This is a genomic window from Paenibacillus sp. ISL-20 (assembly GCF_018613005.1).
GTDB lineage: Bacteria > Bacillota > Bacilli > Paenibacillales > Paenibacillaceae > Paenibacillus_AQ.
This window is the reverse complement of the sequence record NZ_JAGGRD010000035.1, coordinates 1-26,262: the sequence shown is the minus strand read 5'-3', so window position 1 is coordinate 26,262 and position 26,262 is coordinate 1. Positions and strand designations below refer to the sequence as shown.

Here is a 26,262-nt window from a genome sequence, read left to right as displayed (position 1 = left end):
ATCATTCTTTGATATTCAAGACCCGATATTTCTTGGGCGTCATGCCCGTGTACAGTTTGAAGACGGATACAAAATACTTGTATTCTTTGTAGCCGACTCGGTCCGCAATCTCAAACACCTTGTCCTGCGTCGTCAGCAGCAGCTTTCTCGCCTCGTTGATGCGCAATTCGTTCATGTATTCGCTGAAGCTTTTTCCCGTGCTTTGTTTGAAAATATTGCTGAAGTAGCTTGGCGTAATCTTTAAATACGCCGCCACTTCCGATGCTTTCAGGTCGCTCAAATAATGTTCCGTCATATACTTTTTGGCCTTCTCAATGATCCAGAACGATCTGTCGATGCCAACCTTGTCGATCAACTGCAGCAGGTCAAACACTTCCGTGGATATCGCCTGCCGGATCGCATCGGGATGATTGGAGACCTCCAGGTCGATCGCCCTCTCCAGGCCATGCTCAAGCTGGGTCAGCCCGCTTTGTCGAAGGCGCTGCCGCAGCATGATGGATAATTCATCACACACTTTGACCATATCCCTCAACAGGTAGCGCTGATCCAGGAATAATCGGAACATGCCGTCGATAAGCTCTTCCAGCATATCGGCATCCTGCTTGAATAATGCCACGGACAGTTTCGATACCATGTCCGCACTGTCGAAATCGTGTAATGCCCGGCCATTATCCACCTCGGCCTTATATTCGCGATCCAGCAAGGAGCGCTGCTCCAAGGCATAATAAGGCAGTAACGCGCGCACATCGGCGCATATGGCTGCCGTTTGGTCCAGGGAAGCGTAAGCATCCGATACCGCGCCATATATGCGATGATCTTCTGGCCAAGCATCCAGCGTCGTTTGCAGGATTTCATCCCATTGCCGCTTCGAGCGCGGTTGATCCGTCATCAGCAGGGTCAACAGCAAATTTTTATGCACAAACACGGATACTTGACGGATGGCGCTAGCTTCTAGGTTTTCGCGTATCGTATGCAGCCACAATTGCTGAAGTCTCACATAATCCTGTTCATTCACGGAAGCCGCAAGGTTCGAGAACTTCTCCAGCTGCGTGGCTATGAGTTTATACTCGGCACTGTTTAACAAATATAGAGGTATCGACTTGGCTAATGAAGTTTCATAATGCGCGGCCATCTCGGAAAGCCAAAGCTCCGCATCCTTCGTTGGACTGTTGACACGGGTATTCTTGATGCGAATGTCTTCCACGATTCCGGTTACGGCCGCCACCAATTCGTCGATATCGACGGGCTTCAGCAAGTAATCGGTTACATCAAGCTTGATGGCTTGGCGCGCATATTCGAATTCCTCATAACCGCTGATCATGATGACCCGAACCTCAGGGTGGCAGCGCTTCAGCTCCTTAGCAAGCTGAAGCCCGTCCATTCCCTCCATCCGGATGTCCGTCAAAACCAGATCAATCTCGTGTTCTTGCACCACCTGCAAAGCTTCATGGCCGTCATAAGCTTCCGCAACGACTTCGACTCCATAGTCCGCCCAGTCAATGGTATAATGCAAGCCTTGACAGATCACGGGTTCATCGTCAACGATCAGCATTTTTACTGTCTTCACGTGTTGCATCGTATGATTCACCACCGTAGGTTTCAGAATATGGGAGCTTGAGGCGAATCAAGGTTCCTTGAGGTGAAGCCTCGATCACTTCCAGTCCGTAGCGTTCTCCGAAATATAGGTATAGACGTTCATGAATGTTGCTGAGCGCACCTCGTTTGCGACCGGCTTGAACCCCGTTTCGAAGAGATTCCCGAACTTCCTCTAAAGTAAGATCGTCCATTCCGCGGCCGTTATCCTGCACGTCGATCCAAATCTCATCCTCCCGCTTATACGCTATGACCGATATTCTGGCTGCCAGCTCGCGCCGATCTATGCCATGTTTAAGAAAATTCTCAACCAAAGGCTGAATGGTAGCCTTCAAAGTAAGCGAATTCGCCAGATCATATTCCATATAAAGCGCGTATTTCAGTTTTTGACCCAGCCGCCTCTGCTGCAAATACAAATAGGAGCGTACGAACTCCATTTCCTTAGCGAGACTGGTCTCGTAATGACCATTGTTCAGACTGGAACGCAGGAATCGGGACAAAATTTCGATGAGCTGGCTGGACTCACTGGCCTTCTCCAGCCTGGCAGTCCAGCGGATCATATCGAGCGTATTATAGAGAAAATGCGGGTCCATCTGCTCCTGCAGCAAACGCAGTTCGGATTCGCGCTCCCGCAGTTCCAGCTTGTATTTATGCTCGATCAGTTCCTGAATCGTGGATACCATATCGTTAAACCTGCGATTCAGTTCGGAAATCTCGTCCTTGGAACGAATAGGTACTCTCGCGGAGAAATCGCCGAGTTTTACGCGATTGGTCTCAATCTTCAAGCGCAGAATCGGCCTGATGATCGTATAGTGGAAGCCGATCAAGGCCGATAAACCCAATAGGAGAATCCCGACAAGAATGACCTGCATCAGAATTCTTACGCCGCGTATATCCTGATCAAGCGCAGCCTTGGGCACCATGGAAACGATATACCAATCGGTTTTCTCCATCCGCTGATGAAAGGTCAAATACGTTTCCCCGCCGTGACGGTAAGTGGATGTGCCCATCGTCCTAGCGGTTACGATATCCGTGAACGCTGCCTCATCGCCGATATTCAAGGGAAACCTATCTTTGGAAGGCAGAACAGGTTGACCTTTGGAATCCACGATGAATACCATCCCCTCGTCCCGCGTCAAACCCCGCTGAAGCTGTTTTAATATACTGGCTTCATCCATGCGGATCACGAGCCGGGCAAGCGGCAGCGTGATCTCGTCGTATGAATTCAGTACCCGGAACAAGGAAACGAGGCTTACTTCTCCATACCAGCCGCTGGTGGACGGATAGCTGCTGCTCCAGACGATCCCGCCTTTATGCTCGTCCGCGAGCCGGTTCCATGATTCTTCGTTGCCGTGAATCGGTTCGCCCATTTCGATGGAATTACCGTTAAAACCGGTGATTGATATCGATTTGATGTAATTTTTGGACATCAACTGAAACGTCAGAAATCCTTCGAGATTTTGCTTCAACTGCTCTGCCCTCCCGCTCTCGGGCGGTGGGTCAAGGCGCAGGTATTGGCGCATGTCATTGCTGAGGATCAAATAATCGGCAATATCCTCAATCATGGTCGTTTGCTCTTCCAGCTGGTTCGTTACGATCTCAAGGCTGCGCTGGCTTGATTGGATAAATTGGCTGCGCAGCACTTCGTTCAGTTTGTCTTGGGCCAGGACGCCGACCCCAAGCGTAGGTAGAATGACAAAAAAGAGGAAAATGACCAGAGCCTTCTGTTTCAGACCATAATTCCCGATCCAGCCAAAACTGCTGCGCATGTCCATTCCCTCTTTCGATGTCCTCATGATGTTGAACGAAACCCGTTTAACCTTTAACTGCTCCTGCCGTCATGCCGTTAACCAATTGCTTTTGCAGCAGCAAGTAAAAAATAATGATCGGAATAAGCGCGATCGTCAGTGCAGCCATTTGCAGCGTCAGGCTGGCCGTCTCAATGCCGACAAAGTTGGCGAGCCCCAGCGGCAGTGTTTTTAGCGACGATGAACTGATCAAGACGAGCGCAAATAAATACTCGTTCCAGTTATATATAAAGTTCAAGATCACGACAGTTGAAATGGCAGGACGCGTGATCGGCAAAATGATCGACCAGAAAATTTTGAATACGCCCGCGCCGTCCATGACGCCAGATTCTTCGAGATCCTTCGGGAATCCTCTCATGAATCCTTCCAGAATAAAGATCGTCAACGACAAATGGAAGGCCGTGTAAGGAAGAATCAGCGATAAGTGGGTATCCAGCAAATGCAGATTCCGCATGATCAAGAAGATCGGAATCAAGGTCGCATGGATCGGAACGACCATGCCCAGCAGAAATATCGCGTATGTCGCACCGCGCAGCTTAAAATTGAACCGGGCTAAAAAGTAAGCCGCAAGCGATCCGAGAAGAACCGTCACGATCAATGACACCACCGTTACGATGATGCTGTTAAGGAAGTAGGTATCCATATTCGCCACTTCCCACGCCTTTGCGTAATTGGTGAATTGCAGTTTAGTCGGTATGGAGAACGGGTTCGCCGCATATTCCTGCTCGGTTTTGAACGAATCTACGATCATCCAAAAGAAAGGGATTATATTAATAATAGCGAATATCCCCAAGAAAGTGTATGCCGATAAATGGAACCATTTCGTTTGTCTGTACATCTCCTCCCTCTCCCTTCTATTCTTTTTCTCTAGCGATTCGATTCACGATCGTGATGACGATGAGACTAAACAGCAAAATCAATACGGATACCGCGCTGCCGTAGCCGAATCTCATATTCATAAACGAGTTGTTATACATATAGACGGTCATAACCTCCGTCGCATGTGCCGGTCCTCCGCCGGTCATGATCTGAATCAGATCGAATACGCGGAACGAATTGCTGATGCTGTAGACAACGGAGACGAGCAATGTTCCTCGGATCATCGGAATGGTAATCCGCATGATCCGGCTTAGTCCGGTTGCCCCATCCAGGGCAGCAGCCTCATTGACTTCGTCGGGGATGTTCTGCAAAGCTGCCAAAAGAATAATCATATACAATCCGCAGTTTTGCCATATATAAGCGATGCTGATAGAAATCATGGACCAAAACGGATCGCCCAGCCAATTCTGCTGCCAGCTCTCAAGTCCCAAAACGCCGAGCAGGTTATTTAGCATTCCGTATTCTGTGTTGTACACCATGCCCCAGATCAGGGATACCATGACCGATGAAATGACCACGGGCAGGAATCCGATGGTCCGGAAGAAACTGGAGCCCTTGAGCCCTCGATTCAGAAGCAGGGCAAGCAGCAGGCCAAGCGGAATTTGTCCCGCTATCCCGGTAAACATGATAATGATGTTGTTTTTAACCGACAGCCAAAAAATGTCGTCCTTGAAAATATCAACGAAATTCTCCAGCCCGACAAAACGCATGGGCGTGATCCCATCCCAGTTCATCAAAGAATAATAAACCGATAAGCCGATGGGAAATATGGCAATACATATATATATAATGAGTGCTGGCGCCAAGCCGAAGAAAATAGCCCATTTCGTATGCTTAAGCGTATGCATTGGCGTAACTCCTTTCTTTCTGCCTTTAATAAGAAAAACCCGCTGCCGGGTTTTTCTTTGTGCCATCATGATCTTGACTTAGGGAAATCCGTCGCGCTTACTTCATGCTGTCGAAAGCTTCCTGCACTTCTTGGGCGAGCTCCTCCGGCGTACCTCTGCCAATCGTCAGAGCCTGCAATCCGTTCTGCATGACGTCGGTAACTTGCGTGGGAATGACACTGTCGAACACCGGCGCCGTTCCCTTGTTGGTCAGCTCCATCATTTCCTTGAGATACGGGCTCGCATCTTCAGGAATTTCCACGTTGGCCGGTACGACAACGCCTTTACTGATCAGATCTTTGTATAAGTCCTCATTGACAAAAAACTTGATGAATTCCTCGGCAGCCGCTTTCTTTTCATCGCTCAACCCTTTTTTAATGGCTATGCCGTACTGAACGACGCCCGCGCTTTTCACCGGATCACCGGAACCGCCCGGAACGCTTGGGAAGAGCGCAATACCGAATTTGTCCCCTTCCTCGTTGTTGATGCGGATTCTCCCGTCAACGGTAGAAGAAGAGATATGCATCGCTGCTTTGCCTTGAATGAAGTAATCCTGACCCTGTACGGAATCCATGTTGTTCGCATCGGTATTGAATGCCTCCAGCTTGGCCAGTTCGTCAATGACGGCAATCGCTTTCACATATTCGGGATCGGTAAATTTGGCTTCCTTGTTCAGGATTTTCTGCAAGAAATCACTGCCTACGTAACGGTCCCCGATAATCGATAAGAAGGACGATTGCAGCGGCCATTTCTCTTTATTGCCCAAGGAGATCGGCGTAATGCCGGCTTCCTTCAGCTTTTTCACCGCATCGATGAACTCTTCGTAAGTAGCCGGAAATTGGTCGTAACCGACCTCTGCGAACATCTCTTTGTTGTAATAAATAATATCCACGAAGGTTTGTTTGGTTGGCACGGCAAATTGACTGTTGTTCTGGTTAAACCCGGCCAAAGCGTCCTCCGGCAAAATATCCTTCCAGTTGTCCATCAGGCCATCCAGCGGCATCAGCAGATCTCCGGCTACCAGAGGCGCCAGATCGGCACCGGGCCATACTACATTGATATCCGACAGGTTGTTGGCAGCAGCCAGCGTGCGCAGCTTCGTTTTATACTCGGTTGCCGCTACCCCGTCCTGTTTGATGATGATGTCGGGATGCTGTTTTTCGAACTCGGCGATCCGCTCTTTGTACACCTCGTTATCCACGTTCGGCGAGGTCCATGGATGCATGATGTTCAAGGTAACCTTTTCCGGTTCTGCAGCATCTTTCTCTCCGGAGCCGCAGGCCACCGTTGACATGAGCAGCAGTGCGGCTGTTCCAGTGAGCAGCATCGTTCTAAGCTTCTTAGACGTTTTCATATTCGTATACCCCTCTCTATATATGTTACATATAATGTTCTTATATTTGACAATATAAGATATAATGATTATACAATCGGGCTGCAGATCCCAATATCCATTAAAAAAACGATTTCATCTAATTTTTTTAAGTCATTTTGAATAGGTGGAATTTATATAATGCACAATTCTGTTGACAGGCGTTAATTTTGTTGACATTAACTTCACGAATTTCCAAATTAATGGTATCGCTTACATATTGGGTTCTATAGAAAGCGTGGCAGAGAAACCAATTTTAACTCTGCCACGCCTTAACCCTGCGTTATTGCGGTTCGTTCAAAATATAATCTACCAACTGATCCAGAGGAACCGTTGCGAGCGCGATCGCCGTATCCGTCACACCATAATAGATATAGAGAAGCCCGTCCTTGACTACATTGCCTGTCGGGAAAACGACGTTCGGAATCTGATAGCCGAACTTCTCATAATACGTCTCCGGCTCCATAATGAACCGGCGGGTTCTGGCGATGATTTTTTCCGGATTTTCCAGATCCAGCAGCAAGGCCCCTACGCGATACACCGTATCTTGGTCTACGCCGTGATAAAGCACCAGCCAACCCTTGTCCGTTCGTACCGGAGGCGTCGAGCCGCCGATTTTTTTGTACTCCCAGTCGTTGTTTTCGGCTTTTGCCAGCAGCTTGGGCTCGTCCCAATGCACCAAATCATCGGAGTAGCTGATCCACATCGCTGCTTTTTCGGTGCCGTACTCCTCCCCTACATATTCTTCCGGTCTGCGAAGCAGCACATACTTGCCGTTGATTTTCTCCGGGAACAGAATGTTGTCGCGATCATTAATATCAAGCGGCGTCGTATCGCATAGGTATTCCCAGTGAATGAGATCCTTGGAGGTCAATATCCCGGAGCGCGTCAGCCAATGGCCTTCCTCTTCGCCCCAGCCGTCCGGATATTCGGGAATCGAACGTTCAGGGATGCCGGCTCCCGTCGGGTAATAGTTCATGGCGCACGGACGCAATGCATAGTTCAAATAAAAGGTATCGTCGATTTTGACGATCCGCGGGTCCTGGATGCTGCCGTAAGGAAATCCCAGCTGATCCGGCGTTACGACAGGCTCGTCCAGCACATGGGTAAAATGCACGCCGTCCGTGCTCTCCAGGAGACCCAAGTAGTTTTTGCAGGGAGTCAGGGATCCCGCCGTCCGTTCAATCATATAAAATTTTCCGTTATCGATAATGACGGCCGGATTGAATACCGTCACTTTTCTCCAATCGTAGAGTCCAGGCACTACGATCGGATTTTCCGGATGCCGGGTAATTTTCATGAATAAGCCTCCTATGATCGTTATGTAAGTGTTATCAATTTCTTTACTTTATTATAAGAGGCTTAGCCAATTCATAATATCCTGCAAACTTTCAATATTATCCGAAATATTGTTATCTGTGATGTCCTGGCAGTTATATAACACAAAAAAGCGGTTCAATGAATGAACCGCTCGGATCTTTGGCCATTTGGCCGATACGTATATGGAATTATCCTTATTAGTGCATTATCCAGTAACAGCGGGATGCGTCTTTTAATTGCCGCCTTTTACTGTCTAGTATTAGCTATACACGAGTTCTTTTAAGCTTAAACCTAGCGCTTGGGCAGTTGATTCTTGAATTTCCTCGAATAGGGCTGGGTTGTTCGCAAGAGACATGCCGTAAGAAGGAATCATTTCTTTTATTTTCGGCTCCCACTCTTTCATCTGTTGCGGGAAGCATTTCTCTAATACTTCAAGCATAACGTGAACGGCCGTCGAAGCGCCAGGGGAAGCACCGAGCAAGGCAGCGACCGAGCCATCCGCGGCACTAACCACTTCCGTCCCAAATTGAAGCGTTCCTTTCCCCTTAGGAGTATCCTTAATGACTTGTACGCGTTGGCCCGCCACGACGATTTCCCAATCCTCGCTTTTGGCGTTAGGAATAAACTCGCGTAATTCTTCCATGCGTTTTTCATTCGAAAGCATCACTTGCTGGATCAAGTATTTGGTCAATGCCATCTCTTTTACTCCGGCGGCAAGCATGGTAAAAAGATTATTCGGTTTGACAGAGCTTATCAAATCAAAATTCGAACCCGTTTTTAAGAACTTAGGCGAGAAGCCGGCAAACGGACCAAAGAGCAATGCTTTTTGATTGTCAATATATCTTGTGTCCAAGTGGGGAACCGACATCGGAGGGGCGCCAACCTTGGCTTTTCCGTATACTTTGGCATGATGCTGCGCTACCACTTCCGGATTCTTACATACCATGAATAGTCCGCTTACTGGGAATCCTCCGATATGTTTTGACTCGGGAATACCGGTTTTTTGCAATAAATGCAGACTTCCGCCGCCGCCGCCGATAAAGACGAACTTGGCCGTATGATATTCGGTTTTACCGTTCTCGATATCATGCACTTTCACTTTCCACGAACCATCTTGTGTACGTTTAATATCCTTGACGCTATGATTGTAGCTGATCTCGGTACATTTGCTCTTCAAGTGGTCAAACAGCATGCGCGTTAAAGCGCCAAAGTTAATGTCCGTCCCGGAGTCGATTTTGGTTGCCGCAAACGGCTCATTCGCTGTACGCCCTTCCATAATAAGCGGAATCCATTCCTTCAGCTGATCCGGATCGTCGGAATATTCCATCCCTTGAAAGAGCGGGTTGTTTGACAGCGCTTCAAAACGTTTTTTCAAAAAAGCCACGTCTTTTTCGCCTTGCACTAAACTCATATGAGGAATAGGCATGATAAAGTCCTGCGGATTGCGAATCAGATTGCTGCTTACCAGATAAGACCAGAACTGTCTTGAAACCTGAAACTGTTCGTTAATATTGATCGCTTTGCTGATGTCGATAGATCCGTCAGGTTTTTCGGATGTATAGTTAAGCTCGCACAGTGCGGAGTGGCCGGTCCCCGCGTTATTCCATTCATTGGAGCTTTCTTCCCCCGCGCTTGCGAGCTTCTCAAACACTTTGATCTCCCATTCAGGTACTAACTCTTTCAGTAAGGCTCCCAATGTCGCGCTCATGACGCCGGCACCAATTAAGATTACGTCTGTTTTCTTCTCCATGTTGCTCATTATAAACCTTCCTTATCCCATATATTTGAAAAAAGAGTAGACATCCCTGCTAATAATGTCATTAAAAAGCAAGGCGTCCCCTGAAAACACACCTTTTCTGTGTCAATTATCACCATATTATAGTCTATTATAAATATTGATAGATTAAAATATCTACTATTATCTAATCATTATAAACTATTTAAAGTTGTTAACAAAGTGAGAAGATCCTCCACAAAAAAAGCCGCAAGAATCGCGACTTCTTATGCATTGATATCCAATGTGTAGAGGTTTATGTATTACTCTTCCCTTAAAGAAGAATTTAAAAAAGCGCCATGCCCATACGGACAAAGCGCTTTGGTTATTAGTGAGGGGCCATTTTGCCAGGCATTTGCGACTGCATCGGGGCAGTGCCGTAACTATTTTGCATGTACTGCATATCTTGCTGAGGCAGCTGTGGTACTTGGTAGTAACCATGCTTATTTTGATAAAGCGAAATCTCATAAGCCATTTCAATGCAGTTGGGAAGGGAATCGGCAAGCACGCGGCGTACTACCGGATTTGTAGATTCCATGGCAGCATTGGTTTTCATCGTAGCACCCGATTTCACTGCGTTTAACATGCTGAGTGCAATGGTTTCATCGTTGATCTCGGCTGTGGACTGCATCGGTTTTTTCGGTTGACCTGGCTTCATGCCGTAAATAAAGTCATTGTCCTGCTTCATTTTATAGCTTTGCGTTGGCTTTGATGGATCTTGTCCTGATTTAAAGCACTCTAAGGTGATGTTGTACTCATCTGTCATAAATTGCTTCTGGCGCTGCAGGATATCTCGAAGCTCCGGATCCTGTACATGCCCGCTCAGTATGGTATACGTGTTCAAGGTGTTGATTGCCCCTGCCAATACTTCGTGGACATCAAACATTTCATGACCGCCATGGTTCATTTGCGGTGGAATCATACCTGTTTCCATGTTTTGATGATTTTGTGATTGTTCGAATTGCATTCTCGTACCTCCTAAAGTTATTATACGCCCTTCATATTGTGGGTTCTTTTGTCCAGAATATACGGACGATTTGGCGATTTTTATGAAACCGCAAGATCACGGCTTCTTTACTTGCGCTATAGCAATCATCATGCTTTATTCCAAGTTCATTAGAGAACTGGTGGATGCTGTATTCACCATCAGGTTACGCTATGGATCAGTTTCTCAATCCACGTCAATTCTCCTTTAACCTGGGAGATCGAATACTGCAGAACTTCGTCCCGAAATAACGCCTCCCCACCTTCATTCAGTCTTCTCTCGATATCAGACAGCAGCGCTTCCAAGTCCTTCTTTCTCCTATGTAATATTCGAATTCGGTCCTCCTGTGAAATACGCTCGAACAGGGACACTCTTACCATGAATTCAATTTGATGTTTTGCATCTTTTTCGGTGAATTCATTAATGAGGTTTGCGATTTTTCCCCTGCCTGCTTCTGTAATTTCATATATATACTGATTCGGTCTGCCTTCCTGCTCATTTCTATGTTTGTGTACAAATCCCTCATCTGTAAATTTTCGCAATGTCGGGTATAACATATTGTGATTGACGTCCATCAAATAACCGAGATCCTTTTGTATTTCTTTTTTTATTTCATAACCGTGTTTCGGGGATTTTTCGATTTGGATCAGAATGAGAAGTTCAAGATACATGATGGTTCAGGCCTTTCGTCAACGGATTTGGCAAAATCGCTGCATCGAAGCAGCACACCTCTAGAGTATATGTTCTACTAAAATCCGACAAGGACGAATATAAACGGAACTTTGGACATGGGTCATTGGAAACTATGACCAGCTGTGGCATTATGTTAAATTAACATATGGTATATTACACTAGTATTGGAGGGAATGTAATGAATCATGATATCATCTCTTTAGAGGAAATCACGCAATTCCATTCACCGACCGAAGAATTCAATCCTTATGATTGGTACAAGCACAAATTGCAGCATGAGCCCATCGTTTATAACCAGGCAACCCATACATGGAACGTCTTCCGCTACAATGACGTCAAGAGGGTTCTCAAGGATCATGAATATTTCTCTAGTGCAAGAACCCGAACAACGATTAGCGTTGGCGCTGACAATGCTGAAGGCCAGAAGATGAGTAAAATCAACCTTCAATCCGATCCGCCGGAGCACCAAAAAAGTCGAGCATTGATTTCAGCCGCTTTTACCCCTCGCAGTTTAAAGCTCTGGGAGCCGCGCATTCAAGAGATTGCGGACCAGCTTCTGAACGAATTGGGAGACGCCGATGTCATTGATATCGTTCAAAATTACGCGAGTGCGCTGCCGACCATCGTCATAGCCGATCTGCTCGGCGTCCCTTCGGAAGACCGCCTGTTGTTTAAGGAATGGGTCAACCATTTATTCCTCCCCTTGCCCAAAGACCATTCGGAAGATGTACAGGAACTGAAGCGTCATGCAGCCAAGGAATATTACAATTATCTCTACCCTCATATCGTGCAAAAAAGAGCAAATCTATCTGACGATATCATCTCCGACCTCATTCAAGCCGAGGTGGATGGAGATCGATTATCGGATGACGAGATCGTCAGAACGACGATGTTCATCCTCGGTGCGGGTATTGAAACGACGACGCATATGTTAGCCAATACGTTCTATTCCTTCTTATATGATAACAACCAAATTTATGGCGAAATTCGGGCCAACCGCGAGCTTCTTCCTAATGCCGTAGAGGAAATGCTCCGCTATCGGTTTAACATTGCCAAAATGGACCGGACCGTAAAACAAGATAACAATATACTCGGCGTGGATTTGAAGCAGGGCGACGTCGTCGTCGCATGGATGAGCGCCGCCAATATGGATGAGGAGGTATTCGAGGACCCCTTCACTTTGAACATCCACCGAGCCAATAACAAAAAGCATTTAACTTTTGGTAACGGCGCACACTTCTGCCTGGGAGCTCCGCTGGCACGACTTGAAGCAAATATTGCGATCAGCAGATTTATGGATTACTTCCCGCGAATTGAGCCGATGGCCGATTTTAAACTGGAGGATAACCTGAGTCCGTCTGCAGCAGGACAAATGCTGACGCAGCTTCCAATCCGCGTTCATCGATCATAATAGCCTATTAAAGTTCATATTCTACAAGCAAAAAAGCCCTTCACACGCAAGGGCCCAAGCCGTATCGAGAACCCCTGTGCTTTACCTAAAAGCACAGGGGTTCTCATTTTTTAAGTCCAGCTATCTTTCTCGTTCATACCAATAACCGGGCCGCCCGTTGTTTAAACGCTTGAGCGCTTCTAGAAAGAAATAATCCCCCCATAACAATATCGTCCGGAGCGATCCCTCCCCTGACAACATACGAACCATACCGCAGAAAACCTTCTTCATCCGGTAGCACATTCATGGGCCCACTCTCCCTGCATCGTTGGGTGGCTTTACTATAATCCTGCCTGTTTTTCGATGTCAATCGGCATTTTGCGATAATAAAGCCGTCCCTTCCCCCTCTTCTTCCTTCTTCTGCCGCAACATCTGCCGATACGCGCCGGGCGTCATGCCAAGCTTGGCGGTAAACAAGCGCGTCATGTAATTCGAATCGCGGATTCCCACCCTTTCCGCGATCTCGGAAATGCCAAGCACCGTGCCGCCGAGGAGTTTTTTGGCTTCCTCCAAGCGAAGATGAAGTACGTACTGCAGCGGCGTTTTGCCGATATGCTTTTTCATGCATCTGGCGATATAACTTGCCTGGAAATGCAGCTTCTCCTCCAATGCCACCCGTTCAAACGGCTCCCTCCAGTGTTCGTTCAAATAAGCAGCGGCGGCTTGTGCCAGTCGGCTGGAAGGCTCGGGTTCGGTCATTCGTGCGCAGTCAGCCTGCAGCGCGGCGAACAGCTCGGCTTGCAATACATGGAGCTTGAGCGCATTCTCTCCGTTCAGCCGGTTGTGGATATCATTCAACTCGCGCAGCATCGGTTCTACGGTCTGTACATCGACGGAGGCGAACTTCGGCAGGTACATGCGCTGCTGCGTGGGCGGCTCGACATCCTCGACCGTTCCTTTGGACAGCAGGGCGGACCAGGGAATATCCTCCTGCGAGATGTACGCAGTCGGATGTCCATTGATGAAATACACCCAATAAATCTCCGTATCCTCCAAGCAGGCCTGATGCCCGAAATGCCGCAGGCCCGCTTCCAGCACGAGCAGCTTTCCGGCACAGACCTCATATTCGGTCTGTTCCTCCGTCATATAGAGCGTTCCCCTCGTTACCAGCAGCAGGTCATAGACACCGAAGGTGCGGGCGAAATGCTGGTCTCCCGGCTTCCAGACGGCATGTCCGGCCGTTACGAATTGCGGCAACGGCGGAATGGCGAATTCAAAGCACAGCATGGCATCTCTCTCCTTTTCGCAAGTCCATTTTGTGCTAATTAAAGTCTATATTATCACTGGTTACTCATGTACAAAAGAGGTACATTGAACAAAAGAAACCGTTCTCATCAGGCGGCAAAGGAGGCTGTTCACACATGCGATTTCGTCAGGTTCATCTCGACTTTCATACGTCCGAGGCCATCCCGGGCATCGGAAGCCAGTTTTCAAAAATCCAGTTTCAGAACATGCTGCGTGCCGGGCATGTCGATTCCATTACCGTTTTCTCTAAATGTCATCACGGCTGGGCTTATCACCCGAGCGAAGCCAATGAAACGCACCCGCATCTTTCGTTTGATCTGCTAGGCGAAATGATTGCAGCCGCCCACGAAATCGGCGTCAAAACGCCTGTGTACTTGTCCGCCGGCCTTGACGAAAAGCTGGCGCGTCGCCATCCCGAATGGCTGATCCGAGATGCGGAAGATCGTACGCGATGGGCCAAAGATTTCATGACGCCCGGGTACCATGAGTTTTGCTTCAACACGCCTTACCTGGACCTCTTGCTGGCGCAAATCCGCGAGGTGGTTTCCCGCTATGATGCGGACGGCATATTCCTTGATATCGTCGGAATCCGAAAATGTCATTGCCAGCATTGCGTGGCAGCGCTGCGATCAGCCGGCCAAGATCCTCGGGATGCAGCGGCCATTGCCGCCTTGGGCGAGGCGACCTACCTGAACTATGCCCGCCGCGTACGGGAAACGGTGGACGAGATCAAGCCCGGTCTGCCGGTCTTTCATAACAGCGGGCATCAACGTCGCGGCCGCCGCGACCTCGCCCATGTCAACAGCCATTTGGAACTGGAGTCCCTGCCAACCGGGGGCTGGGGTTACGATCACTTTCCGCTCTCGGCGCGCTACGCGCAGACGCTGGGTATGGATTTTCTCGGCATGACGGGCAAATTCCACACCTCTTGGGGCGAATTCGGCGGGTACAAACATCCGAACGCGCTGCGATTCGAAACGGCGCTCAGCCTCGCGCACGGCGCCAAGTGCTCGATCGGCGACCAGCTTCACCCGTCAGGTCTGATGGATGAAGCGACCTACGCCTTGATCGGAACCGCCTACGCGGAGGTAGAAGCAAAGGAGCCATGGTGCGGTGAAACGACGTCCGTGGCGGACATCGCCGTCTTGTCGCTGGAGGCTGCTTGGGAGGCATGTTTGGAAGTACGGAAATCGGATGACCGGAACAATCTGGCGGATGCCGGAGCGGTACGCATCCTGACCGAAGGACATTACTTATACGACATCGTGGATGCCGATGCGGATTTCGGTCGTTACAAGGTGCTGATATTGCCGGACGATGTGCCGGTATGGCCGGCATTGGGAGAAGCCATCCGCACATTTACCGCAAGCGGCGGCAAGGTTCTGGCCACGGGTCGCTCGGGTTTGGATCCAGCCGGCAGCGCGTTTGCGCTTGATCTTGGACTGAACTGGAGAGGCGCCAGCCCTTACCGTCCGTCGTATTTCCGTCCGGACTTTACTCCAGGTTCCCTTCTACCCGCTGCGTTTGTCATGTACGGCGAGGGACAGCAAGTTGAATTGAACGGCGGCCGTGCTCTTGGCAGCCGGGAGAATCCATACTTTAACCGGGACGTGTTCACGTTCTGCTCGCATCAGCACACGCCAAGCGCCGGAGAAGACGTCGGCCCGGGTATGATTGAAAGCACAGGCGGAATTTACATCGCTTGGAATGTGTTCGGCGACTATGCAGATAACGGCCACCTCATTCTGAAAGAGATGGTGTTGCACGCGCTCGCCCGGCTCCTGCCACAGCCTTCCCTGCGCTGCGATTTGCCTGCACGAGGCATCGCGACGCTGCAGTATCAGGCTGTGGACAATCGCTATGTTCATCACCTCCTGTATGCTTCCCCCGTACTTAAGGGCCGCGTGGAAGTCATCGAGGATATCGTACCTCTGCGGGACGTTTCCGTCAGCTTGCGACTCCCTTCAACGCCTTCAATCTGGCGGGTCTATTTGGCCCCCTCGATGGAAGAGCTTCCTTATTCCGTCGGGAATCAAGGCGAAATCATCTACACGGTTCCTTATTTGGATAATCACCAAATGGTTGTGCTGGAGTTGGCGTAGTTATCCTGCTAGCCACATAAGTGTGATGGCAAACAACTCTGCCTATAGAAAATGCCGCAGTCCAGGGACTGCGGCATTTTCACTTTTTATCATTTAGATCTTGGTTCGCATTTACATTGCTGGAAAGGATGGTCTACAACGGATATAGAGGTTATTCAGCAATGTACATCGAAGTCGTCAGCAAGAGATGTTAGACTTCGCGCAAGCGAAATACTGCAGCACTGCGGCTGTCGATCAATTGCTCTAGAAAATCAGCGAATGTCGGAGCGTACTCCTCGATCAGACCGTTCATAAGATCATAGCGTATGACAGCGAACTCCCCCTGCTCGTCCTTGGTGGAAGTATCGAAATAATACAGCTCATCCTCGTCAGGGACGAACAGATCCAGCCTGTTCGGATACTGCTCCCGCCACTTCTCATCAGCCTGATTCAATCGATGTTTGTATAGAATATCCGTATCGGCATACTCCCTCACGTCCGGAGGAGCAAGCATGAGAATCCCCGTACCGCTCAGCGTGGCACTGCCGTAGTTCTTGAGCCACCAGCGATAGGAGGGTGGCAGGCTGAATCCCAGCTCCGCTTCGGCCTCAACGATCCATTCCTCTTTCACGCCGCGTCCGGGATACCATTTCAAGGCAGTCGTGCTTTCCAGTTTCTGTGCCAGTCGTTCATACATAACGAGAACTCGCTTCTTCCCTCATGAAACGTTACATTCAGTTGCTGCTCTGCATGCGCGATTTCCTAATTGGGTTGCCGGACTTCCTACGAGTGAGGCCCGATCCTGCCTTAACAGGAATTTCTGTAATCTTTCCATTAATGCTTCATTCATAGGATCATTCCCTCCCTGCCAATGAATCAAAACCCTCTCACGATTTATCTAGCCAGCGGAATGACCATATTCCAGGTGTGCGTGAAATCCCAGGCACGTGTACCCGTACCGGTTGCTGCAAACAAATGGGTTGGGACTCCGTCTTCAAATAATAGGTAGGGGCGCTCGAGGTTGCACATTTCTTTAACCGTGCCGTCATCCCATGCAACTGTCCGGGAATACGCCTTGGGCTCGGGATGAATCTTCCAGTCTAGGCAATCCGTACTCGTGGCATATACGCCAGCTCCCCATTCTCCCGTCAAGCCCTCAGACCCGTTCTTGGAATCATCCTTGATCAGGAGGTGGAATCGTTCGCCGTCATGCCAGAGAAACGGGTCCTCCACATGTTTATCCGGATCGGCGAAATTCAATATCGGGTGATCGGATAACCGCTCGAAAGGACCGGATGGGCATTCCGCTACCGCTACGCCCAACTGAAGTGTGGATCCGCTATACTCCCGCGATTTATAGATCATATAGGTATGGCCATCTGCCAGAATTGCAACGGCTGGGTTGGTTGTGACGGTGCCGTCCCACTGTCCCAGGCGGGGAAGCAGAAGAGGTTCGTCCGACCTTTCCCAAGGTCCGAATACCGATCGGGATGTCGCGAGACCAATTCTTTTATTATTCCAGACTTCCGTGCCTCGCTCAGAGGAAACGACGTCTCCTGGCCCAGGTATCGGCCCCCCGTACGTTGTTCCCATATAATAGAGGTAATACGTACCGTTCCAGTATTGAATATGAGGATTGTGCTGGTTCATCCCATCAAAATAGCCGCGCTCTCGACGACCGAGCACAACTTCCTCAAATCGGTAAGGACCTTCCGGCACCGGGCTGGCTGCCCTTACGATCTCACAATTGAATAGCCAATGGACCCCGAATCCAAGCTCCTTCCTCCACCGAGAGGCGAACAGATGATAACGACCGTCCTCCCCCTTAACACATGACCCGCACCAGATAAAATAATCTTCTTCACAATATCCGCCGTTCACTGGCGCAGGCTGTAATCTCGCATTAATCGGATTATTCAATAATAATGACCTCCCGTGAGCATGGTTTGGCTATCCTTTCTCGCAACCGCCCTCATTTCCCTTACATGAGATATTCTAGCAGAACGGGAAGGCCGTGAGAATCATAAGGTTTCGCCATGATCGTGACTATAGCGTTACGGCTTATTCATTCAACCATTCACGGTTATGCGGTTCTTATCTAATCTCTGCACTTTTAGCTGCAATCTAAGCGCATTCGCAACAACAAGCACGGAGCTTGCCGCCATGCCGATGCAAGCGATGCGCGGGTCCAAATAACCACATGCAGCCAATGGCACGGTAATGGCGTTATACAGCAGAGCAAATAGCAAATTCTGATGAACATTCCGCATCGTTTGGCGGCTCCATGTATAAGCATCAATAATATTGAAGAGTTTGTTTCCGATCAGCACGATGTCGCCAGCCTGTTTAGCCGCATCCGCTCCCCCGCCCATCGCCATGCCGACATCTGCTACAGCAAGCGCAGCTGCATCGTTTATGCCATCGCCAATCATGGCAACGGATCGGCCTTGATGTTGAAGCTCGCGAATGAACGCCAGCTTGTCTTCAGGAAGCATGCCCGCACGCATCTGCTCGATCCCTGCCGCGGCCGCCACCACCACGGCGGCCTGTTCCTCATCACCGGTTACCATCCACACATCAGCTCTGCGCTTTAACTCCTGAACAATCTTCCGGGCATCTTTTCTAAGCTTGTCAATCAATACAAGCGATCCGATGCACTTCCCGTTCACGGCGACATAAAGCCTTGTATAGCCAGGTTGATCTGGTTGGATTTCCAGCTGTATGCCCTGCTCCAGCAGCCATTTCCGATTTCCCACGCATACGTGCTCTCCTTTGACATAGCCTTCCATCCCTTTCCCAACCCGCTCTTGGAATTTTTGTGCTTCCAAGAGTGGGGAATGTTTGTCTTGGGCGGCTCGAACGATGGCTTGTGCTAACGGGTGAGCGGACCGGGAAGCCAGCGCTGCCGACATGGATAGCGCGTAGGCAGCGTTGCTGCCGTTCGCAGTGTGAATCGCTGTGAGCTGAGGTCTTCCTTCCGTCAACGTGCCTGTCTTATCCAACAATACAACATCGGTTCTACGCAAACCCTCTAGAGACCGGCCGTCTTTGAATAGAACGCCTCTTTGGGCGGACGATCCGGTTGCGATCAGGATGGATACAGGCGTAGCCAAACCAAGCGCACAGGGACAGGCGATCAGTAAAACAGACAGCGCGTGGCGCATCGCCGTTTCGGATGCATCGGGAGCTTGGGAAAACCAGAGCCATCCCGCATAAGTAAGTGCAGCACAACCAATCATCATGGGAACAAAAATCGCCGCTATACGGTCAACGGCTAGCTGAATGGCCGGTTTCCCCTGTTGTGCGGACTCGATAAGCCCAATCATTTGAGATAGACGGGTTTCGCCATGATTCTTATCAACCACGACGTCCAAATGTCCGACCAGACAACGCGTTCCGGCGTAAACCCGATCCCTCGTGCCCTTAGCCACCGCTGTGCTTTCACCTGTCAGCATAGATTCATCGGCATCCGCCGATCCCGACTGAACAAAGCCGTCAATGGAGATCCATTCTCCATGGTTCACTCGGATCCGGTCCCCAATCTGCACTTGATCCGCAGAAATCCATTCTTCCCCATGACTGCGGACGGCTCGAACCCGTTTAACCTGAAGCTCATATAAGGCACTAAGTTGTTTCAATGCTCTGCCCTTGGCCATGGTCTCAAGCCACTTGCCCAGCAATACCGCTGTCATCACCATGGCAATCGTATCAAAATAAAGCGTTGGATGCGTTAGGCTGTGCCTAGATTCAAACATGACATAGTGGCTGTAGAAATAAGCTACCGAGGTGCTTAACGCAACAAGGGTATCCATGTTTGCCGTACGATGGATCATAGCCTGGTAAGCTCCGTAATAGAAAGGATATCCGACGCCAAACTGAAGCAACGTAGCGAGCACCCATTGAAATACAGGCTCCATCAGCAAATTCGGCATCCATTGTGCAGGCAAATCGGCAACATGCGCCATCATCGCCCACAGGAGTGGGACCGATAAACAAGCGGCGATGATGAACCGAATGCGATAAGCCCCCGTCTCCGCCTCGATTCCTGCCTGCGGATGCGACAGCTTGTCGGTCGCTCTATAGCCAAGCTTTTCGATTTTCCCCATGATCATGTCTAATCCAATCTGCGTCGGTTCATAATGAATCGTGGCCTGAGATAAGGCGAGGCTGACACGGGCAGATTGAACGCCTTCCACTTTCCGAAGAACTTTTTCGATCCGGGCTGCACAAGCTGTGCAAGTCATGCCCGTCACATGGATTTGATGCAGCTTCACAACGGTTCCTCCCCACTCTCTGCTTATTTCTGCTTTCGCTTGTCCATACATTGTATGAAAATATACGTAACATCAGAATGGTTAAGAAGAGCCATCTATTGCGGTTTTTGCCTGAAAGAAATGTGCAGTAACCATAAAAGCCCCGAAGCGGAGAGGACGAATCGATTCCGGACAAGCGACAGCGATGGGAGGAACGATTCGTACATGGAGCATCTTCTAACAGCAAGAAGGGGCCTTCCGCAAGATCTAAGATCTTTTAGGACAGCCCCTTCATATTTAGTCGATGATCGCCGGGATGATGTGTTCTTTAATTAGTGTCCATCGATCCCGAGGATTGACGGTAAATGCCGATGCAATGGCGACAACCAACTCTTTTTGGGGAATGCAGCAAATGATATTGCCGCCATCGCCTACTGCCGAGAATGCAGATACCCCATCCTCGTCCCGCAGCCACCACAGATATCCATAATGGTTAGAATTCATTGCCGTTGATTGGTCAATCCATGCCCCCGATATAATCGGTTGATTTTCCCATGTGCCGCGGTTCAGATAAAGAAAGCCAAAACGAGCCATATCTCGAGGACTTAACGTAAGCCCCCACCCTCCAGTAGAGTTACCGGCCGGGTCTTTGACCCATCCCCTGACGTCTTTTCCGAATAAATCATCAAATCCGAATGAGCTCATGTCATAATCCGGAATTTCGTTCATGCCGATTGGTTTAAACAAGTGTTCGTTAGCAAACGCGCGGGCGCTTGTTCCCGTGCTCCGAGTTATGATCGCTGAAAGGAGATGCACCCCTGCAGTAGAATACTTAAATGCTCCCAGGCTTCCACCGATGCCCAGCATATCCAGCGTATAATGTACCCAATCTGATTGCATGCACAGTTTGTCCAAGGGTTCGTGCCAGTCCTCAAATGGATAAGGAGCGGTCATCGTGAGAAGATGGCGTATCGTAATTTCTTGTTTTGGTCGATGGGCAGTCTCTTGTTCATATTCAGGAAAAAAATCCAGCACCTTCTGATCTACATGTTGAATATAACCTGCATCTATAGCAATGCCTATAAGTGCGGAAATGATACTTTTCGTAACCGATGCAACGTGGTGCCTATCCTCCGGACCATATCCATGATTATATTTTTCATACACGATAGCTCCATTTCTAACCATGACAATACCATTCATTTCGGGATATTCGGTTTTGATCAATGAATCCAGCCCAGATAGCTTGTCAGCGTTCATTCCCAAGGTCGCCGGGGCTAAGGTATGCCATGCTGTTGTTGGCCAGTAGTTTCTTTTCATTATAAATACCTCGCAAAATTCATTATTTAAGCCATATGGTAAATGTACATCTCTTATTTCTTCGCCACGGGAAAATACACCTCGGTAACCAGTTCCTCGGCAGTCAAGGCCTGGTATGGGTCGGTTACATAGACTTCATAGGGAGATTGAGTCAATGCATATCCTTCATTCTCTACCCATTCCCTTAGCTTGGCATATACCGATGTCAAATTAGAATAAGCCCCCTTTAAAACAGACCTCGCACAAAGGCCCCCGCACAAATCTCTCGTTCCCTTTACAGCCTCCTTGATCGGGAGGGCAAACTCTGTGTCATTGCCTGCAGGATTAAATTCCGGGCTGTGATATATCGTCATGGGCGTTCCAACCAAGGTGAGTTTCTCCCTAGCAATCTTTTCATATAACCTGCTGTAATACCTGCCGTATCCTAAAGCATAGTCATCACTGCTCATCATCTGACGCATGTAAAGGATATTCATAGACCCCGTTTCAACAAGCTGTACTTCAATATCATCCAGGTATGACATCAGGTGTATACCCTGCTCCAAATTCAAGATATCCTGGTTCATTTGCTTTAGGGTATATTCATATGCGTTTAACTTCTCATGAATTTCCCGACGTTTGCGATGAAGGGCGAGGCGAAGCTTCTCTTCGGATTGATCCGCTTCACCTTCCAGAATCTCTTTGATTTCTTCAAGCGAAAAATGATAGGACTTCAAACGGTTGATATAGAGCATTGTCTTTAATTGACTGATGGAATAATAGCGATAACCGTTTTCCGGATTGATCTGATCCGGATGAATTAACCCGATTTCATCGTAATATCGAAGCGTCTTTGTAGATACTTCGCATATTTTGGAGAATTCTCCGATCGACAGCAAAGGTGCACCTCTTTTCTGGTTTCGGATCTTGGTTCAAGATCAATATACACCTTGCCCTAAGGGCAAAGTCTACAGCAAATTATGAGGAGGGGTTGGGCCTGCCAGTCCCACTATAAATGAGAAGTACCTTCCGGAATTGTACCGGTGTTAAGCCAATGTTCCACTACCCGATTAAACAGCGCCGGATCGGCAAGCGGTATGCCGTGCCCAACACCGGGAAAGATGATCCCGTCAGAGCTTTCGCTCAGCTGCACGAGATCCTCAGCCGATTTCTTAACACTGCCTCTCTCCTTCTCCCCAACCGTCACCAATAGCTTCGTTGTTGATTCTTGAATCCTTGGAGAGATTGAATAGGACATATTCTCCTTCAGCACCGAAACCAATAGCTCCCGCTTCATACGTAGAGTTTCCGTGTAATACTGTTCAAAATCAACCTCATTCACGTACAGCGCGCTTGCCTGCCATCTGGAAAACCATCTGTATCTTGTTAGCGGGAAGCTTAATCGAACAGAAGGTTCAATCAGCTTAAGCGCTGCCGGCATCGGCCTCAGCAATGCGCTGTTTACAATGGCATAATCAATAAGGTGGGGTCGTTGACATATCATCTCCACGAGAATTTGCGCCCCTAGTGAAAAGCCAAAAACAACAATCTCTCGTCCGTCAGCTTTAGTTGAAATCAGCTCGTTAAGCTGCTCCGCGGTGCGGCTTATGGAAAAAGGCGGTTTGCCGGGGCTGCGCCCATGTCCGGGCAAGTCAGGAATCAGGCAGAAGCTGTCTTCAAAATAGGTAAGCTGCTTGTTCCACATCCAGCCGCTCACACCACCGCCATGTAAAAATACGATCATCCTTGCTGCTTGCTTGTTTCCGCTCTCCTTGATGTATAGATTCAGTCTCCTCATCCCCTGTCACATATATGTTTATACCATTATGAACTAAGAAGTATATATAATGATAGATTTATGTCTGCTATAACTACAATAATTATACTTTATTTTAGTCAAAAGTATAAAACAATGTGATTTCTTCTCAGATATTCAATCTCCCTAGACCAAAGTCGAGGCCCGGCTCCTTCCAAAGAGCCAGCTGAAACTCATTCTGCGGACCGTTCTTCCTTCTACCTCCATCGACTACCATTAAGTGGAAATGTAATATGATTGACAAGGAGAGGAACCCATGAAGCCAAATAAACAAAGCAAATCTAGAACCATTCGTGTACTGGCAGCCTCCGTGCTGTCCGCTAGCCTGCTGGCTTTCCCTGCCGATATCTTTGCCGATACGGCAAAACCCGCCTCAGGTACAATCGCAACACAGCATGCGGGGACACCGATACTGAGCTCCAAAGAAGTCAAGGCGTTCACCGATGCCTATTTTGCCAAGCCTCATGTTTCGGACATGCTGGCTGGTGCGCTTGTTGTGATTGTAAAAGACGACAAGGTGCTGCTGAATACGGGCTACGGCTATGCCGACCTTGAATCCAAGAAAAAGATTGATCCTGATCGAACCTTGTTCCGCATGGCCTCGATATCCAAATCGATAACCGCGACGGCGATCATGCAACTGGTAGAGGAGGGAAAAATCGACCTGAAGCAAGACATAACCGATTATATGCCAGATGTTAAAATCACCAACAACACCGGGACGCCCGTCACCGTTGAGCATTTATTGACCCATACGACAGGCTTTGACTATACGGACAGCTCCTCGGTTCCGCCGCATATCGTTCAGAAGGGCGAGGTTCCGCTCGCCGACTTTATCCGGTTCAATGCGCCAGCTGTGGTTCGCACGCCCGGGGAGGTTTACCGGTATGATAATCTGGCCTCCTCCATGCAGGGCTACATTGTCGAGCGGGTATCAGGGGAACCGTTTGAGAATTATGTAAAAAAGCATATTTTCACCCCGCTAAAAATGGAACTCGCTGCATTTCGGATGGATGATGAAATCATCGCGAACCTTGCCACAGGCTACAATGCCGAACGTCATCCGTATAAGCCATATCCGAACATACCTACTATCGCGCCGGAAGGCGGCATGTTTGCCAGTGGTACCGATATGGCCAATTTCATTACCGCCCACCTAAACAAAGGCCAGTTTGGATCTTCCCGCATCCTGAAGGAAGAAACGATGCGCTTGATGCATCAGACGCATTATGATGCAGCCGGCCTTCCGTTGATGTCATACGGTTTCGAGTCGTTTATGCACAGCAGCCACAACGGCCAAACCCTGATTGGCAAAGGTGGCGATTTGGATGGCTATCATTCCTGGCTTTGGCTCCTTCCCGACCAGAATGTCGGAGCCATGATTGTTGTTAACAGTGACGCGAGCACATCGATCCGAGCCGAATTTTTCACCGCATTCATGGATCATTTTTATCCGAAGAAACAGGTTCAGGAGAATGACTTCCTGCTCAATCAGGAGCAGCTCAAGAAATTCGAGGGCATATTCAGGAGCTTAAGAACACCGATTATCGCCACACAGGTGAAGGCTGGCCAAGGTGAGTTATTGGTCTTGGATGCATTGGGCGAACATAAACTCACGCCGGTGGGTCCGCTGCGATTCGTGGATGAGAACGGTACGCCGGCCGCCTTCAAGGAAGATGATAACGGCAATGTGGCGTATATGTATTACACGGCGATAGACAGCATGTCCGAGAAGCTCGAGGAGCCTGCTGCTTACAACGACGTCCCGGAAGGGAGTCCTTATGCCAAGGATATCTACTTTGTTCAGTCCCTCAAGGCTTTTGACGAGAATGAGCAATCCAGCTTCCGACCGAATGAACCGATCACGCGGGCAGAGTTTGTCAGTGCGATCAGCCGACTGGCCGGGATGAAGCCTAGCGAAGGCACGAATTCATTTAAGGATATGCAAGGGCACCCACTCGCTGGTTATGTGCAGAATGTCGCGGACATGGGGGGCGTCACCGGCACGCCGACCCAGAACTTTGAACCCGATCAGCCAATCACGCGCCAAGAGGCTGCTGCTATAATATGGCGTGTGGCACACAACACGCTTGGCGCCAAGGCGGTTCCGGCTAAACTCAGCTCAAAACCGGCTGCCTGGGCAGATGAAGCCGTACAGTTCATGGTCGGAACCGGGATGCATGGACCCGAGGTGACAAAAGACGCAAACGGGGCCGTGGATTACCGGCCGTCCGATAAACTTCTGCGTAAGGAAGCTGCCGCCATTTATGCCAGACTGATTCAACAGGCTTTTGGTTTTTAATGAAGAAGGGGCCGTCCCCAAAGTAGATTTAGTTGCTTGACGTACAGCTCTCATAAACAAAAATGTGTCAAATAAAGCCATGGCGGTTCTCAGGATGTTATTCCCACACCGCTATGGCTTCTGTATTGACCATTGGCCGAACCGACAAACACATGCCCTCCTCGCTTCGAAGCTTCTCCCTTGCTTGCTGCTTGTAACGAAGTTACTTGAGACGCCTTTGCCCCCACATTTCGTCCTTCCTCAGAACCATTCCAAGAAATGCGGGGGCAACAGTTATTATGAACGAGACAGACTCCCCGTATTGCAACATCTTAGGTTAATTTTGGGGATAATGGTGTAGTAGAAGCTAAACCAAAACCAAAATCAGAGCTAAATTGCAAAGGAGAGTCTGTACTATGAAGGATACCATAAAATATGTTGGATTAGACGTATCTAAAGAACATATTGCCGTAGCTGTGGCTGATCCAGGCAGAGAAAGTGCTCCGTACTTAGGTGCGGTTCCTCA

The 26,262-nt window shown here is 49.0% G+C and carries 19 protein-coding genes and 1 pseudogene; 3 read left to right on the top strand and 17 right to left on the bottom strand.

The window, feature by feature from the left end; translation table 11 throughout:
• Position 1: 1 nt before the first annotated feature.
• The 9 genes from J7E85_RS19960 to J7E85_RS19920 all read right to left on the bottom strand — a co-directional run bounded on the left by J7E85_RS19960 (position 2) and on the right by J7E85_RS19920 (position 11,289).
• Complete coding sequence (locus tag J7E85_RS19960; protein ID WP_215160756.1) at positions 2-1,576, bottom strand: response regulator; 1,575 nt, start codon at positions 1,574-1,576, stop codon at positions 2-4.
• A complete protein-coding gene (locus J7E85_RS19955; RefSeq protein WP_251035871.1) occupies positions 1,539-3,389 on the bottom strand; it encodes a sensor histidine kinase in 1,851 nt (616 codons plus the stop codon). The genes J7E85_RS19960 and J7E85_RS19955 overlap by 38 nt, the downstream gene beginning before the upstream one ends.
• A 19-nt stretch (positions 3,390-3,408) precedes the next feature.
• Positions 3,409-4,239, bottom strand: a complete 831-nt coding sequence (locus J7E85_RS19950) for a carbohydrate ABC transporter permease (RefSeq protein WP_215160754.1) — start codon at positions 4,237-4,239, stop codon at positions 3,409-3,411.
• Positions 4,240-4,255: 16 nt separating this feature from the next.
• The gene (locus tag J7E85_RS19945) at positions 4,256-5,128 is read right to left on the bottom strand and encodes a carbohydrate ABC transporter permease (RefSeq protein WP_215161070.1); all 873 of its coding nucleotides are present in this window, start codon (positions 5,126-5,128) and stop codon (positions 4,256-4,258) included.
• 97 nt (positions 5,129-5,225) lie between these two features.
• Positions 5,226-6,521, bottom strand: a complete 1,296-nt coding sequence (locus J7E85_RS19940; RefSeq protein ID WP_215160752.1) for an extracellular solute-binding protein — start codon at positions 6,519-6,521, stop codon at positions 5,226-5,228.
• 301 nt (positions 6,522-6,822) lie between these two features.
• On the bottom strand, positions 6,823-7,839 hold the full coding sequence (locus J7E85_RS19935; protein WP_215160750.1) for a glycoside hydrolase family 130 protein: 1,017 nt from the start codon (positions 7,837-7,839) through the stop codon (positions 6,823-6,825).
• Between the two features lie 279 nt (positions 7,840-8,118).
• Positions 8,119-9,618: a malate:quinone oxidoreductase gene (locus J7E85_RS19930; RefSeq protein ID WP_215160748.1), complete on the bottom strand. Its 1,500-nt coding sequence runs from the start codon at positions 9,616-9,618 to the stop codon at positions 8,119-8,121.
• Positions 9,619-9,961: 343 nt separating this feature from the next.
• Positions 9,962-10,600 (bottom strand): spore coat protein, encoded by a 639-nt coding sequence (locus J7E85_RS19925; RefSeq protein WP_215160746.1) that lies wholly within the window; start codon positions 10,598-10,600, stop codon positions 9,962-9,964.
• Between the two features lie 179 nt (positions 10,601-10,779).
• Positions 10,780-11,289, bottom strand: coding sequence for a PadR family transcriptional regulator (locus tag J7E85_RS19920; protein ID WP_215160744.1), 510 nt, complete (start codon positions 11,287-11,289; stop codon positions 10,780-10,782).
• A gap of 200 nt (positions 11,290-11,489) precedes the next feature.
• Here J7E85_RS19920 and J7E85_RS19915 point away from each other — a divergent pair, with 200 nt between their 5' ends.
• Positions 11,490-12,722 carry a cytochrome P450 gene (locus J7E85_RS19915; protein WP_215160742.1) on the top strand — a complete coding sequence of 411 codons (1,233 nt, stop codon included), beginning with the start codon at positions 11,490-11,492 and terminating at the stop codon, positions 12,720-12,722.
• 120 nt (positions 12,723-12,842) lie between these two features.
• Here the strand turns inward: J7E85_RS19915 and J7E85_RS19910 are convergent.
• Positions 12,843-12,993: pseudogene (locus J7E85_RS19910) on the bottom strand (glycoside hydrolase family 88 protein); the annotation flags it as partial.
• A gap of 74 nt (positions 12,994-13,067) precedes the next feature.
• Complete coding sequence (locus J7E85_RS19905; protein ID WP_215160740.1) at positions 13,068-13,988, bottom strand: AraC family transcriptional regulator; 921 nt, start codon at positions 13,986-13,988, stop codon at positions 13,068-13,070.
• A 134-nt stretch (positions 13,989-14,122) separates the two neighbouring features.
• Here J7E85_RS19905 and J7E85_RS19900 point away from each other — a divergent pair, with 134 nt between their 5' ends.
• On the top strand, positions 14,123-16,108 hold the full coding sequence (locus tag J7E85_RS19900) for a beta-galactosidase trimerization domain-containing protein (protein ID WP_215160738.1): 1,986 nt from the start codon (positions 14,123-14,125) through the stop codon (positions 16,106-16,108).
• Positions 16,109-16,298: 190 nt separating this feature from the next.
• Here the strand turns inward: J7E85_RS19900 and J7E85_RS19895 are convergent, their stop codons facing one another.
• The 6 genes from J7E85_RS19895 to J7E85_RS19870 all read right to left on the bottom strand — a co-directional run bounded on the left by J7E85_RS19895 (position 16,299) and on the right by J7E85_RS19870 (position 23,437).
• A complete protein-coding gene (locus J7E85_RS19895) occupies positions 16,299-16,784 on the bottom strand; it encodes an SMI1/KNR4 family protein (RefSeq protein ID WP_215160736.1) in 486 nt (161 codons plus the stop codon).
• 197 nt (positions 16,785-16,981) lie between these two features.
• Complete coding sequence (locus J7E85_RS19890; RefSeq protein WP_251035869.1) at positions 16,982-18,007, bottom strand: glycoside hydrolase family protein; 1,026 nt, start codon at positions 18,005-18,007, stop codon at positions 16,982-16,984.
• Positions 18,008-18,156: 149 nt separating this feature from the next.
• Complete coding sequence (locus J7E85_RS19885; RefSeq protein ID WP_215160734.1) at positions 18,157-20,361, bottom strand: heavy metal translocating P-type ATPase; 2,205 nt, start codon at positions 20,359-20,361, stop codon at positions 18,157-18,159.
• A gap of 276 nt (positions 20,362-20,637) precedes the next feature.
• Positions 20,638-21,660, bottom strand: a complete 1,023-nt coding sequence (locus J7E85_RS19880) for a serine hydrolase domain-containing protein (protein WP_215160733.1) — start codon at positions 21,658-21,660, stop codon at positions 20,638-20,640.
• Between the two features lie 53 nt (positions 21,661-21,713).
• Positions 21,714-22,538, bottom strand: a complete 825-nt coding sequence (locus tag J7E85_RS19875; protein WP_215160731.1) for a MerR family transcriptional regulator — start codon at positions 22,536-22,538, stop codon at positions 21,714-21,716.
• A 110-nt stretch (positions 22,539-22,648) separates the two neighbouring features.
• Positions 22,649-23,437 carry an alpha/beta fold hydrolase gene (locus tag J7E85_RS19870; protein WP_251035868.1) on the bottom strand — a complete coding sequence of 263 codons (789 nt, stop codon included), beginning with the start codon at positions 23,435-23,437 and terminating at the stop codon, positions 22,649-22,651.
• Positions 23,438-23,711: 274 nt separating this feature from the next.
• Between J7E85_RS19870 and J7E85_RS19865 the strand changes: the two genes are divergently transcribed.
• Complete coding sequence (locus tag J7E85_RS19865; protein ID WP_215160729.1) at positions 23,712-25,757, top strand: serine hydrolase domain-containing protein; 2,046 nt, start codon at positions 23,712-23,714, stop codon at positions 25,755-25,757.
• Positions 25,758-26,262: the final 505 nt, after the last annotated feature.

Bases quoted from the DNA above. Each gene is read 5' to 3' on its own strand.
- J7E85_RS19900 (WP_215160738.1), top strand. From the start codon at position 14,123: ATGCGATTTCGTCAGGTTCATCTCGACTTTCATACGTCCGAGGCCATC.
- J7E85_RS19960 (WP_215160756.1), bottom strand. From the start codon at position 1,576: ATGCAACACGTGAAGACAGTAAAAATGCTGATCGTTGACGATGAACCC.
- J7E85_RS19905 (WP_215160740.1), bottom strand. From the start codon at position 13,988: ATGCTGTGCTTTGAATTCGCCATTCCGCCGTTGCCGCAATTCGTAACG.
- J7E85_RS19945 (WP_215161070.1), bottom strand. From the start codon at position 5,128: ATGCATACGCTTAAGCATACGAAATGGGCTATTTTCTTCGGCTTGGCG.
- J7E85_RS19880 (WP_215160733.1), bottom strand. From the start codon at position 21,660: ATGAAAAGAAACTACTGGCCAACAACAGCATGGCATACCTTAGCCCCG.
- J7E85_RS19920 (WP_215160744.1), bottom strand. From the start codon at position 11,289: ATGTATCTTGAACTTCTCATTCTGATCCAAATCGAAAAATCCCCGAAA.
- J7E85_RS19895 (WP_215160736.1), bottom strand. From the start codon at position 16,784: ATGTATGAACGACTGGCACAGAAACTGGAAAGCACGACTGCCTTGAAA.
- J7E85_RS19870 (WP_251035868.1), bottom strand. From the start codon at position 23,437: ATGAGGAGACTGAATCTATACATCAAGGAGAGCGGAAACAAGCAAGCA.
- J7E85_RS19935 (WP_215160750.1), bottom strand. From the start codon at position 7,839: ATGAAAATTACCCGGCATCCGGAAAATCCGATCGTAGTGCCTGGACTC.
- J7E85_RS19915 (WP_215160742.1), top strand. From the start codon at position 11,490: ATGAATCATGATATCATCTCTTTAGAGGAAATCACGCAATTCCATTCA.
- J7E85_RS19865 (WP_215160729.1), top strand. From the start codon at position 23,712: ATGAAGCCAAATAAACAAAGCAAATCTAGAACCATTCGTGTACTGGCA.
- J7E85_RS19955 (WP_251035871.1), bottom strand. From the start codon at position 3,389: ATGAGGACATCGAAAGAGGGAATGGACATGCGCAGCAGTTTTGGCTGG.
- J7E85_RS19925 (WP_215160746.1), bottom strand. From the start codon at position 10,600: ATGCAATTCGAACAATCACAAAATCATCAAAACATGGAAACAGGTATG.
- J7E85_RS19930 (WP_215160748.1), bottom strand. From the start codon at position 9,618: ATGAGCAACATGGAGAAGAAAACAGACGTAATCTTAATTGGTGCCGGC.
- J7E85_RS19950 (WP_215160754.1), bottom strand. From the start codon at position 4,239: ATGTACAGACAAACGAAATGGTTCCATTTATCGGCATACACTTTCTTG.
- J7E85_RS19940 (WP_215160752.1), bottom strand. From the start codon at position 6,521: ATGAAAACGTCTAAGAAGCTTAGAACGATGCTGCTCACTGGAACAGCC.